Annotated in this window: 10 protein-coding genes; 7 read left to right on the top strand and 3 right to left on the bottom strand. The window is 64.5% G+C overall.

The features are described from left to right. The first annotated feature begins 110 nt into the window (after positions 1 to 110). From BM70_RS0106305 to BM70_RS0106275, 7 genes are all read left to right on the top strand, one after another. Entirely contained in the window at positions 111 to 1154 is a 1044-nt protein-coding gene (locus BM70_RS0106305; RefSeq protein ID WP_025855210.1) for an ABC transporter substrate-binding protein, read from the top strand. A gap of 15 nt (positions 1155 to 1169) precedes the next feature. After that, positions 1170 to 1901: a class II aldolase/adducin family protein gene (locus BM70_RS0106300; RefSeq protein WP_025855209.1), complete on the top strand. Its 732-nt coding sequence runs from the start codon at positions 1170 to 1172 to the stop codon at positions 1899 to 1901. 135 nt (positions 1902 to 2036) lie between these two features. Beyond that, on the top strand, positions 2037 to 3224 hold the full coding sequence (locus BM70_RS0106295; protein ID WP_025855208.1) for an LLM class flavin-dependent oxidoreductase: 1188 nt from the start codon (positions 2037 to 2039) through the stop codon (positions 3222 to 3224). A gap of 4 nt (positions 3225 to 3228) precedes the next feature. Then, a complete protein-coding gene (locus tag BM70_RS0106290) occupies positions 3229 to 4782 on the top strand; it encodes an ABC transporter substrate-binding protein (RefSeq protein WP_025855207.1) in 1554 nt (517 codons plus the stop codon). Then, positions 4775 to 5833 carry an ABC transporter permease gene (locus tag BM70_RS0106285; protein ID WP_025855206.1) on the top strand — a complete coding sequence of 353 codons (1059 nt, stop codon included), beginning with the start codon at positions 4775 to 4777 and terminating at the stop codon, positions 5831 to 5833. Before BM70_RS0106290 ends, BM70_RS0106285 begins: the two co-directional genes overlap by 8 nt. Next, entirely contained in the window at positions 5830 to 6639 is an 810-nt protein-coding gene (locus BM70_RS0106280) for an ABC transporter permease (RefSeq protein ID WP_025855205.1), read from the top strand. Before BM70_RS0106285 ends, BM70_RS0106280 begins: the two co-directional genes overlap by 4 nt. Continuing rightward, the gene (locus tag BM70_RS0106275; RefSeq protein WP_025855204.1) at positions 6636 to 8393 is read left to right on the top strand and encodes an ABC transporter ATP-binding protein; all 1758 of its coding nucleotides are present in this window, start codon (positions 6636 to 6638) and stop codon (positions 8391 to 8393) included. Before BM70_RS0106280 ends, BM70_RS0106275 begins: the two co-directional genes overlap by 4 nt. A 35-nt stretch (positions 8394 to 8428) precedes the next feature. Here the strand turns inward: BM70_RS0106275 and BM70_RS0106270 are convergent, their stop codons facing one another. From BM70_RS0106270 to BM70_RS0106260, 3 genes are all read right to left on the bottom strand, one after another. Then, a complete protein-coding gene (locus tag BM70_RS0106270; RefSeq protein WP_025855203.1) occupies positions 8429 to 8887 on the bottom strand; it encodes a transposase in 459 nt (152 codons plus the stop codon). 201 nt (positions 8888 to 9088) lie between these two features. After that, entirely contained in the window at positions 9089 to 10174 is a 1086-nt protein-coding gene (locus BM70_RS0106265; RefSeq protein WP_025855202.1) for an LLM class flavin-dependent oxidoreductase, read from the bottom strand. 19 nt (positions 10175 to 10193) lie between these two features. Then, positions 10194 to 12755 (bottom strand): TonB-dependent receptor plug domain-containing protein, encoded by a 2562-nt coding sequence (locus BM70_RS0106260; protein WP_025855201.1) that lies wholly within the window; start codon positions 12753 to 12755, stop codon positions 10194 to 10196. Positions 12756 to 12855 lie beyond the last annotated feature (100 nt).

The raw sequence follows: 12855 nt of genomic DNA, 5'->3' as shown, positions 1-12855 counted from the left end.
TCGCCTGCGCAGGCAAGCGCCGAAGCCCTTGCAAACCGGGGCCAGCGCCGATTGGCACGGCCTCTGCAATACCCCCTCCACTGACTTGCCCAATTCAATGGAGCCGCCCCATGACCCTTTCCGCTGTCCTGCCCACGCCCGAGCTTGAACAGATCTGGTTTACCCGTTGTCCGGTGCCGACCGCCTCCGGCATCGCCTACAAGCTGGGGTGGTTGACCGAAGAATTCGCGCCGGACGGCTTGCCCGTGTCGACGTTGCAGGAGGCCCGCCAACTCGGCCGTCATCACTACGATCACGACCTGCCGGGGCTGTTTCGCGAAGGCGGCAATGTCCCGGCCCTGGCCGCCCGTGCTGCTGGTGCGCCGAGTCGGCTGATCGGCCTGACCTGGATCGAGGAATGGCAAACCATCCTCGTGCGCCCGGACTCCGGTATCACCCGTCCCGAAGACTTGAAAGGCAAGCGCCTGGCCCTGCCGGCCTGGGGCGACAGCCGTCCCGGCAGCATCGCGCGGGCCATGAGCCTGCACGGCTACAAGGGCGCGTTGAGCCTGGCCGGCCTCGGGTTCGATGATGTCGAACTGGTGGAAGTGGCCTTGCAGGACCAGTCCCAGGCGCCGGACCCGCAACAGGGTTTGCAGCGCCTGTGGTCGGGCCTGGATTACCTGGTGCATGGTGAGGTGGATGCGGTGTACGTCAAGGGCGCCTCGGCGGCCGACGCCGCACGGCGCCTGGGGCTGGTGGTGGGCATCGACCTGGACCGGATCGCCGAGCCGCGCTATCGCATCAACAACGGCACGCCACGGCCGATCACCGTGCACCAGAACCTGCTGGACAACCACTTTGACCTGGTGGTGCGCTTTCTCGCGCAAACCCTCAGTGCTGCCGATTGGGCGGCGAACAATCGCGACGGCCTGAACGCCATTCTCGAAGAAGAAACCCGCGCCGGCAGCGTCGGGGTGGCCGAGGCCTATCGCGGGGATTTCCACACCACCCTGGCGCCGGATCTGTCGGCCCAGCGCCTGGACTTCCTCGGCACCCAAAAAGAATTTCTTTACCTGCACGGCTTCCTGGAGCGCGATTTTTCCATCGCCGACTGGGTCGACCCGCGCCCTCTGCAAGCCGCCCATGAACTGTTGGCCAAGCGCCGCGCCTGAAACTGGAGAACCCACATGACTGCCATTGTCCACGCCCAACCGATCAGCCAGGAACTGCAGGCCTTTGTCGACAAGGTCCTGCTGGAGGCCGAAGAGGCCTTCACCGTGTTCCGTGAAACCAACACCATCACCGCTGCCGGCACCGTCGGCTTTATCGAGCGGGTCCCCGGCCAGGAGTTGCTGGTGTCGGTCAGCTACGGCGGCCCGTGGAACTACCGCAAGCCGCTGCAAGCCACGGTCACCGACTTTGCCGGCAACGTCATCCTCGGCAAGGGCAAGGGCGGCCTGGGGCGCTACACCAAGCTGTTCCAGCAGCATGCGGACGTGACCACCGTGTCCCATGTGCACTCGCCCTACCTGGGCGCCTGGGCCCAGACCCACCGCACCTTGCCGTTCCACTACGTGCCGGTGCAGCGCTACCAGCTGGCGCGGGAACTGCCGGTGTACATCGACCGTCGCCAGCAGGAAGTGGATTTCATCCTCGACAAGATCGCCGAAAACCCCTTCAACCTGGCGATCCTCGAAGCCAACGGCGGCTCCACCGTGTGGGGCAAGCAAGGGCTGCGCGCCACGGCGGAATTCATCCTGTTGCTGGAGGAGGGCGCACAACTGCAATTGCTCGCGGACGCGCTGGGTGGCTCACGTGCCTATGGACCGGGCGTGCTGACCCAGCAGTGGAAGATGAGCGGGTTGTTCGAGCAAGCCACCGCACTTGGGCTGGTGCCGGCCATCGACCGCCGCGACTGAAATCACCACACCCCCTCGTAGGAGCCGGCTTGCCGGCGATAGCGGTGTGTCAGGCGGCATCCCTGTTGGATGTGCCACCGTCATCGCCGGCAAGCCGGCTCCTACAAGAGGCGGTTCTATTCAAGGATGTTTGTCATGTCTGTAAAGATTCTCTGGTACCTCACCACCCCCGATGGCCCTTATCCGTGGGAACCCGAAGGTCGCTGGAAAACCGACTTTCAACACCTCAAACAACTCGCGGTCGCCAGTGATCGCCTCGGCTACTACGGCTCGCTGCTCGGCTCCAGCCCGAATGAAAGCCTGGCCGTGGCCGCTTCGCTGATCGACGCCACCCAGCGCCTGCGCTTCCTGGTGGCACAACACCCTGGCGAGCTGTCGCCCGCGGTATTGGCCAAGTGGGCACTCACGTTTGACCAGTTCTCCAACGGCCGCCTGCTGTTCAACGTGGTCAACGGCAACGACGCCGGCCTGGCAACCCTGGGGGTGCATTACCCGCATGACGAGCGTTATGCGTTCAGCCTCGAATACTGGCGCGCATTCCAGGGCTTCTATGCTGGCGACACCCGTGGCTATGACGGCCAGTACGTCAAGCTCGCGCCACGTTCGCCCGGCGCGGCCAGTCATCCCCTCGGCGGTTGGCATCCGCCTTACCAGAAACCCGGGATTCCCTTGTGGGGCGCCGGTACATCGGGGCCGGGTGTCGAACATTCGGTGCAGTTGCTGGACGTGTACCTGAGCTTTGCCAATACCCCGCCAAAACTCGGCGAAAAGTTCCGCAGGGTAGCCGCCGAAGCGGCGAAGGTCGGCCGCGAATTGACCTTCGGTACTCGCTTGCAGGTCATCGTGCGCGAGACCGAGGAAGAAGCCTGGGCCCACGCCGAGAAACTCCTGCAACGCACCTCGTTGCAGACTGCGCGCAACGCCATCGAACGCCAGTTGCCGCCGGGCGTGAGCTTCGAGGATTTCCACAGCGATGACCCGCAAACCCAGCGCAATGTCGAGACCCTCCGAGCCGGGCGCCTGCCCACCGCGCGCGAACTGGAGATCTACCCCAACGTGTGGCTGGGCCCGAGCCTGTTCGGCTTCAACATCCTCGGTCCGGCCGCCGGCACCTACCTGGTCGGCAGCGCCGAACAAGTCGCCGAACGCATCCGCGAATATGAAGCCCAGGGCACGTCGGCGTTCATCCTCTCCGGTTTTCCGCTGATCGACGAAGCCCACCGCGTGGCCGACCTGCTGTTCCCGTTGCTGGACCTGGACCACGGTTTCGAGGTACCGCGCCTGGGCGTCACCCACAAGGCTGTACAGCACGAAGAGGCTTGAGTGAATGAGTGACGGATTTTCCCGCCGGGTGTTTCTCGGCAACAGCCTGGTGGTCGGCGGCGGCTTGCTGCTGGGTGGCTGCGATAGCGGTGCGGCAACTCAAGGGGCGGCCTTGACGGGTAAACCTGTGAGTGGCGGGCGCTTGCGCGTGGGCATTATCGACGGCGACCAGTCTGGCAACCTCGACGCGCATAAACCGGTGGGCGGCGGGATCATCCGTGGCTGGGCGCTGTACAGCAAGTTCTGGGAGTGGAACACCGACGTCAGCACGCGGCTGGCCCTGGCCGAGTTCGCCGAGCCGAACGCCGACGCCAGCGCCTGGACCATTCGCATCAAGCCGGGCCTGGAGTTCCACCACGGCAAGACCATCGGCGCCGACGACATGCTGTTTTCGCTGCTGCGTCTTACCGATCCCAAGTTGGCTTCGCCCTTTGCCGGCCTGGTCGGCGCCATCGACCGCAATGCGTTGCGCAAGCTGGACGAGCGCACCATCGAGATCCGTTTCAAACAAGGCCAGAGCTTCTTCCCGCTGGATGAAACCCTGATCAGCTTCGGCGGCATCGTGCCCACCGACTACGACCCGATTACCAACCCGGTGGGCGCCGGCCCTTACAAGCTCAAGCGCTTCGTGCCCGGTCAGCGTTCGCTGTACACGCGTTTCGAGAACTACTACAAACCCGGACAGCCCTATGCCGATGAGCTGGAAATCATCGAATTCAAGGACCAGGTCTCCCGTGTCGCCGCATTGCGCGCCGGGCAGATCGACGTGGCCAGTGGTGTGCAGGCCGAGCACAGTGCGCTGCTCAAGGCCGATTCGCGCCTGTCGTTGTGCGTGTCGCCGAGCACCTCGTTTACCGGCTTCAACCTGAACCTGGCCAAGCCGCCGTTCGATGACGTGCGCGTGCGCCAGGCCTTTCGCCTGCTGGCCGATCGGCAGGAACTGGTGGACCGTGGCCTGAATGGCTTTGGCCGCGTCGCCAACGACCTGTATTCGCCCCATGACCCCACCTACAACCACGCCATCGCTCAGCGCCCGTACGACTTGGAACAGGCGCGCTCGCTGTTGCGCCAGGCCGGGCACACCGATCTGCGCGTGGAGCTGACCACCACCCCAGGGCCCGGTGTGAATGCCGCGCTGGTATTTGCCCAGCAGGCGAAAAAAGCCGGTGTGGACGTGCGTGTCACCCAGGTCGACGGTGCCGTGTTCAACGGCCCGCAACGCGAACAATGGCAACTGTCGCCAGGCTCGACACCCGCCCGTGGCTTCCTGGCTTCGGCGCTGCATAACGACGCGCCGCTGGCGATCTACAACCGCAGTAATTTCCACGACGAACGCTTCGACAGCCTGTATCGCCAGGCCCTGGCCCAACCCGACCTGGAAGTGCGCAAAGGCCTGGTGCATGAAGCCCAGCAGATCCAGCACGAACGCGGTGGCTTGCTGATCTGGGGGTTCAACGATGTGCTGGACGCGTCTTCCGTGAAGGTCGGCGGCTTGACGCCGGAGCAGACGACGTTCGCTTCCTGGCGTTTTGATGAGTTGTGGTTGAACCATGTCTGAGCCGCAGTGCAAAACCCCACGCACGCCGGCCTGGCTGTCGTGGTTTATCGGGCGCCTGGGTTACGGTCTGCTCACCGCCTGGGTCATCAGCCTGGTGGTGTTCATCGCCACCCAGGCGCTGCCTTCGGACCCGGCGCGGGTGATCCTCGGCCCGGATGCGCCGCTGGAAAGCATCCTCACCCTGCAACGCCAGTTGGGCCTGGACCAGCCGGTGCTGTGGCAATACCTGCGCTGGCTGGGCGCTGCCCTGAGTGGCGACCTCGGTGTGTCGCTGGATTCGAATGCGCCGGTCAGCCCTATCCTGTGGAGCCGCTTCGGCTACACCCTGGCACTGCTGGCCGGTGTGATCGCAGTGGTGGTGCCGGTGGCGTTGGCGCTGGGTGTCGCGCTGGCGTTGCGCCGGGATACTCGACTGGATCGCTGGAGCCTGTCACTGCTGATCTTTCTCAAGGCCACGCCGGGTTTTCTGTTGGCGATCGGCCTGGTGCTGTTGTTTTCCATGCCGCACATGGACTTCTTGCCGGCGGTGTCGATCCTCGACCCGGACCAGCCGCTGCTGCGCCAACTCAAGTTTCTGATCCTGCCGGTCTTGGCCCTGAGCCTCACCGCATTGCCCTATCTCACGCGCATGGTGCGGGCGGCGATGATCGAGGCGTTGGAGTCCGATTACGTGATTGCCGCGCGCCTGCGCGGCATTCCGCACCGGCGCATTGTGTGGCTGCACACCTTGCCCAACGCGCTGGTGCCGGCGATCCAGGGGGTGGCGCTGACCCTGCGCACGCTGATCGGTGGCGCGGTGCTCGCCGAGGTGATCTTCAGTTACCCCGGCATTGGCACGGCATTGAACGCGGCGATCCAGATGCGCGACCTGCCGATGATCCAGGCGATTGTGCTGGTGATCACCCTGGCGGTGGTGCTGATCAATTTGCTCGCCGACCTGCTCACCGTGCTGCTCACGCCCAAGCTGCGCACGGCGCGGCGGGTCACGATGATTCAACGCAACCGCCGGGGCATCACGCCGTGGTGGCGCCGTTCCCGAGGTGATGCATGAAAGAGCCGCAAATCCGCAATGGCGCCTGGATCACCGCGCTGGTGATCGCTGTTGCCGTGTTGGGTCGTTGGCTGGCGCCCCATGGCACCACCGACATGGTCGGCCCGGTGTATGGCGCGCCGGGCGGCGGTGCCTGGCTGGGGTATGACTTTCTCGGCCATGACGTGCTTTCGCGCCTGCTCGGCGGTGGCTTGTCGGTGCTATGGATGTCGGTGGCCGCCGCGAGCATTGCTCTGGCGGTGGGCAGCACGCTGGGCCTGTTGGCGGGGTTGTCGCGGCGGCGCCTGGACCAGTTGATTACCTGGTCGGCGGATGTGTCCCTGGCGTTTCCCGACCTGATTCTGGTGCTACTGATCGTGTCGATGCTGGGGCGGGCGCCGTGGCTGATTGTGTTGACCGTGTCCATCGCCTTTATCCCCGGCGTGATCCGCCTGGCGCGCGCCAGTGCGGTGGCGGTGGCAGGGCAGGAGTTCGTCGAGGCGGCGCAGATGATGGGCTACTCGCGCTGGCGCATTCTGTTCAAGGAGATCCTGCCGAATATCCTCACGCCGTTGCTGGTGCACTTCGGCAACATGCTGACCTGGGGCGTGGGCATGCTGTCGGGCTTGAGTTTTCTCGGTTACGGCGTGGCGCCGCCGACGGCGGACTGGGGCCTGATGATCAATGAAAACCAGGCCGGCCTGCTGGTGCAGCCCTGGGCGGTGCTGGCCCCGGCGGTGCTGATCGGGGTATTTGCCTACGGCACCAATATCCTCGCCGAAGGGATTGGACGGCGCAGTGCACGGATGGGAGAAAAACAGCCATGAACGCGATTACCGAAATCGACACCGGGGTGTTGCAGGTGCATGACCTGCGCGTGGAGTTGCCGGGGCAGGTGGATGTGCTGTCGGGCATTTCGTTCAGCCTGCAGGCCGGGGAGATCCTCGGTTTGGTGGGTGAATCGGGGTCGGGCAAGACCACCCTCGCCACCGCGTTGCTCGCCCATGCGCGGCGTGGTGCGCGGATTGTCGGCGGCCAGGTGCAGGTCGGCGGTCAGGCGTTGTTGAGCCTTGAGGGAGAAGCCTTGCGCCGCGCACGCGGCAGCCTGATCGGTTATGTCGCCCAGGACCCGGCCACCGCGCTGAATCCGGCGCTGCGCATCGGTCACCTGTTGCGCGAGACCCTGGCGGTGCACCCATCGGGCCTGGACCGCGCGGCTCAGCAGCAACGTATCACTGAGACGCTGCGAGACGTCGGGCTGCCGGACGATCCGGAGTTCCTGCGGCGCTTTCCCCATCAACTCTCCGGGGGCCAGCAACAGCGTGTGATGCTGGCGCTGGCGTTCGTGCTGGATGAGCCGACCACCGCACTGGATGTCAGCACCCAGGCGCATATCCTCGCCACCCTGCGACGCCTGTGCAAAAGCCAGGGTGTGGCGGCGGTGTATGTGTCCCATGACCTGGCGGTGATCAAGGACCTGGTGGACCGGGTGATGGTGATGTACGCCGGGCGTATCGTCGAAACCGCCAGCCGCGATGGCTTGTTCAGCCGGCCGTCCCACCCTTACACACGGGGGTTGCTTGCGGCGATCCCGGATGTGGCGGGGCGCCGCGAGTTGAAGGCGATTGCCGGGCACGCGCCGGCACCGGGGCAACGGCCACAAGGGTGCAGTTTCGGGCCACGCTGCGAGCGGTTTACCTCAGTGTGCGCGTTGCAGGAGCCGGCGTTGCAGGCCCGGGAGCCGGGCCATGCGGTAGCGTGTCTCGTCCCCCATGACCAGCCGTTGCAGGCAATCGCGTTGACACCGATTGCGGCTGTTACCGCGCAGGCCGAAGCACCGTTGCTGTCCATCCGCGGCTTGAACGTAGCCTACGACCGGCAGGTGCTGTTCGACATTGCATTGCAGGTGCAGCCGGGGGAGTGCCTGGCGTTGGTGGGCGAGTCCGGCTCCGGCAAAACCAGCCTGGCACGGGCCGTCGCCGGCCTGGGGGAAAATGCCCTGGGTGAATTGCACTACGCTGGCCGCCCACTGCCGTTGCAGGCACGCCAGCGCGATGCGGGGTTGCGTCACCAGATCCAATACATCTTCCAGAACCCGTATCGCGCGTTGAACCCGCGTCAAACCGTGTACCAGACGCTGAGCGCGCCCTTGGAACACTTCTTCGCGGTCAAAGGCGTTGCGGCGCGGCAGCGGGTCGAGGCGGTGCTCCGGCGCGTGTCGTTGCCGGCCTCGGTGGCCGATCTTTACCCCCACAGCCTGTCGGGCGGCGAGCGCCAGCGCGTGGCCATCGCCCGTGCGTTGTTGTGCGAACCCAAGCTGCTGATCTGCGATGAAATCACCTCGGCGCTGGATGTGTCGGTGCAGGCATCGATCCTCGACCTGCTGCGCCAGTTGCAGCGCGAAGGGCTGACCTTGTTGTTCGTCACCCACGACCTCGGCGTCGTCCGCGCGATTGCCGACCGGGTGCTGGTGTTGAAGGTGGGCAGGGTGGTGGAGCAGGGCGCGGTGGATGAGGTGCTGGACCAGCCGCAGGCGGCGTATACGCGCACGTTGCTGGAGCATTCGCCGTCGTTGGGGTGACGGGCACCGCTGCGCGGCGATGGCGCCCTCAACAATCACACCCATATCGCATCCCACAACGGATAATCATGCACGCGCCGCACAAGACCGGCCCGCAATGGGTTGGCGATGATATAGCGCGCAACGGCCTGCAAATCTTCCTCCCGCCTGATGGCGCGGTCATGAAAACCCTTTTGCCAAAAACGACCCGATCGCCCCAGGCGCGCATTGATGGCGCGGGCGCTACGGGATTTTGTCGCTAGCATCAGCGCTGGCAAGGTGCTCTGTTTGAGCTCGACCAACCAGTGAAAATGATCCGGCATCACCACCCAGGCCAGCGAGTCGGCAAGGCCTTCGATTTGTGCCTGACGAAATTGATGAACCACTAAACGACCGACTTGCCAGTCTGCAAAGACAGGCTCGCGGTGTTGGGTGACAGCGGTGAGCATGTAGATCTGACCACTTTCGGAGTAACGGCCAGTGCGCAGGTGTTTAGCGTGGGGGCGTGTGGACAATCCTTGTCCTCCTGATATGAATACAGGCAGGTAAGGCTAGTGCGGCGGCTGGGGGTTTGAGGTGAGACTTTGGCGCTGGATGTGTCTGGATGGACGCCATCGCCGGCAAGCCGGCTCCTACAGGTGTGTGTCGTACGCATAAACATCGGTACGCACGCTCCACTGTAGGCGCCGGCTTGCCGGCGATGGCGTCATGCGTCGTTACGCAACACGTGCCTGCCTGCGCCGCGCCTCTTCACGCACCGCCGGGATGATCCACCGCCCGTAATCCACGGTGTCGTACAACGGGTCATACCCCCGGTTCAAGAACGTGGTCACGCCCAGGTCCACATAATCCAGCAACGCCTGCGCGACGGTTTCCGGCGTGCCGACCAGGGCGGTGGTGTCGCCGTAGGCACCCACGGCGGTGGCGGTGGGCATCCAGAGTGCACGGTCATGGCGGTCACCCAGGGCCGCTGCCGCCAGCAAGCGTTCCGAGCCGGTGCCCTTGAGGCGTTTCTGCCACGGGCTGCCCGCGGCGAACTGCGGGTTGGCCTTGATCTGTTCCAGAATCTGCTCGGCCCGCTGCCAGGCCAGTTCCTCGGTTGCGCCCAGGATCAAACGCACCGACAAACTCACCCGTGGCGCTTCAACCCCCGCCGCTGCGGCGGCGGCCTTGAGCTTGGCAATCTGCTCCGCCACGCCACTCAACGGCTCGCCCCACAGCGCATACAAATCGGCGTGCTTGACCGCGATCTGGTAGGCGATGTCCGAAGACCCGCCAAACGAAATCGGGATATGCGGCTGCTGCAACGGCTTGACCGGTGAAAACGCGCCCTTGATGTTGAAGTACTTGCCCTCGAAATCGAACGGCTCTTCGGCGGTCCAGGTGCGCCGTACGATCTCCAGGTATTCGTCGGTGCGTTGGTAGCGCTCGGTCTTGTCCAGCAGGAAGTCGCCTTCCTGCGGCTCGGCGGTAATGCCGGTGATTGCGTGCAGGCGAATGCGCCCGCCACCGGTGGTGTGGTCCAGCGTGGCGAAGGAACGGGCGGCAACGGTGGGCGCGGTGAGGCCAGGGCGGTGGGCAATCATGAAACCCAGTCGTTCGGTATGCGCCGCCGCGTAGGCCGCGATCTGCAGGCTGTCGGCGCTGCCCGGGCCGCTGGCGATCAGTACGCGGTCGAACCCGGCATGCTCGTGGGCGCGGGTGTGGTGGCGGATAAAGTCGAGGTCGAAATCCGGGCTGCGCACGCCACGGGTTTCGGACCACTGGCGGGGGAAAATCATGCCGACGAATTCAATGGACATGGAACGCTCCTGGGGTGGATCAGAATTGATAGTCGACCTGGGCCAGCAAGGTGCGGCCAGGCATGGGTTGCAAAAAGGTGTTGGTGGAGCCGGCCAGGCCGCTGACGAAGTTCAGTTCGTTGGTCAGGTTGAGCACCCGCAACGTGGTGCTCCACTGCGGCTGGCGGTAGTACAGGGCGAGGTCGAGGTTGTACTCGTTGGGGACCTTTACCGTCTTGCTCAGGTTCAGGTACCAACTGCTGGTCCACCAGCCGGAGAGTTCGGCACCAAAGCCGGAATCGAAGCGGTAGTCGACATAGCCGCTGGCGGTGTATTCGGGAATCTGCACCGCGTCGTAGCGCCCGGAGGGGCGTTGGTTGAGGCTGTTGTTGTCGCCGAACACCGTGCCGTTGTCGGGGATGAACCCGGCGGACGCAAACCCGGCCTGGGAGGTGAATTCGTTGTAGGCGCTGAGCTTGGAGAGGTTAAGTCCGCTGCGCAGGTGGTCATCCGGCTGATAACGCAGGGTGGCTTCCACGCCCTTGATCAGCAGCCGCGCAATGTTGTTATTGCTGTCGGGCGCCTGGTCCCGGGCTTGTTTGAACGCGGCCAGGGTCATGAACAGCTGGTGGGGCACCGCTTCGACCTTCACCCCGACTTCATGCAGCACGCTCAGGCTCTGGAACGCCAGCGGGTTGAGCTGGTTGGCGCCATTGCCGCTGCCCCAGCCGAGGCCGTTGGAGAAGAATCCGGTGTTGACCGCCAGCGAGCGATCGAAGGTGTAGTACAGCGTGGTGTTGTCGGTGGGTTTTACGTAGGGGCTGACCTGGAAGGCAAACAACCGATAGTTGTCGCTGTCCTGGCGTCGATTGCCGCCCGCCAGCACGAACGGGTTTTCGATCTCGGCGGCGATCCAACTGCGACTGGCGCCAATGTTCAGGCCGAAGTAATCGCCGTACTTGAGGTTGTGCTGGCTGAACAGGGTCTTGGTGGTCCACGTGCTTTCAGCGGTGTAGGGCGCCACCGACTCGGCGTACAGGCCATGCCCGGCCGCGTACATCGGCGGCAGGTTGAGCCAGCCGTAGTAGTTGGAATATTGCGGTACACCGGGTTGGCCGATCCACGCGCCGTTGCCACCGGCCGGGTTGCTGCCGTCGAGGCCGAGCAGGTCGCCGGGGTTCTTGCCGGACGGATCCTGGGTCAGGTCGTAGGCGTTGATGGTCGAGCCAAAGCTGTTGTTGGCGGCAATCGACTGGTTGAATTCGCGGCGGTAGATCAGGCCGGTGTTGCTGTCGTCCCGCAGGGTCCAGCCGCCAAGCTGGGTTTCGTTGCGCGAGCGGAACTCGAAACGGTTGTCGAAGATAGTGTCTTTGGATTGCACATGGAACGCGCCGACGGCATCGGTGATGTCCTTGGAACGCTGGTAGAACGTGCTGTTGGCCACGGTGATGGTCGGCGACAGGTCGGCCTCGATGCGCAGTTGCGTGGTAAAGCGCCGCGAGCTGCTTTCGTCCTCCTTGCGCTGCCCGGTCTGGGACGACAGCGACTGCTCGCCATTGCCCGCCAGCGTCGGGTCATACACCCAGCCGCGCAGGCTGCCGGGGTTGGCCTGGGTGTTGGGCGAGGCGGTCTGGAAGCTGCCGTCGACCACACTGTATTGGCCCTGGGCATTACGTTGGCGTTGCACCCAGCCAAGCGTAGGTGCATCGGCGGCGCCGGAGGCCAGCACCGGCGACCACAGGGTGTTGCCGTTCTGGATGATCGGCGTGGCACGGCCGGCGTAGTACTTGCCGTGGTCCACCAGGTCCTGGGTGGCGCGGTTCCAGCCGTGGGTGATGTTGTAGTCGTAGTAGTTGTCGTAGCTGGCGTTCCAGTCCACGCGCACGTTGTCATTGCGCCAGGCCAGGGCGCCGTAGAACGCGTCGAAGTTGTTGTCGACGTTGTCGTAGAAGTCCTGCTGGCGCTGCTTGGTAATGCTCAGGCGGTAGGCCAGGTTGTCAGTCAGCGGGCCGGTGTTGTCGACACTGAACTTGTTGGAGTTGCGCGATGTGCCGTCCGGTACCCATGAGCCGAGTTCGCCGCTGAGCTTGGTCTTGAACTCATTGAAGTTGGGCTTTTTGCTCAGGTAGTTGACGTAGCCGCCGCTGCCGGACACCGAGCCGTAGGTCACCGACGATGGCCCGGCGACGATATCGGCGCCTTCGTAGGCGTTGAAATTGGCCGGGTGGCGCACGCCGTAGGCACGCTGGCCGTCCTGGAAAATCTCCGAGCCCTGGGCGCGGAACTGTGGGGCGATTCCGGCGTTCTGGCCGCCGCCACGGGTGATCCCCGGTGCGTACTTGACCAGGTCATCGGCACTATGGATCGAGCCGTTGGCCAGTTGCTCGGCATTGATCTGCACCACCGAGCGCGGGGTGTCGAGCACTTTGGTCTCGGTGCCGCCGTACACCGAGGTCGGTGGCCGGGTGGGCAGGGCGTCGTCATCCGACTCGCTGCTGCTGGCCTGCACTGTGACGGTCTGCAGTTGGGTGTCGGCGGCAAAAGCCTGCAGCGGCAGGGTTGCGGCCAGCAGCAGGGGTAAACGCAAGGCGATAGCGTGCATGGCAGAAGTGACTCCTGTCGAAATATTTGATCAATACGGTGGCCCTTGTAGGAGCCCGGCTTGCCGGCGATGAGGCCCTTGAACCCTGCGCCGATCGAAC

The organism is Pseudomonas sp. CHM02 (assembly GCF_000612585.1).
Classification (GTDB): domain Bacteria; phylum Pseudomonadota; class Gammaproteobacteria; order Pseudomonadales; family Pseudomonadaceae; genus Aquipseudomonas.
Note: the sequence above shows the minus strand (reverse complement) of the source record. Positions and strands in the feature narration are given on the sequence as shown.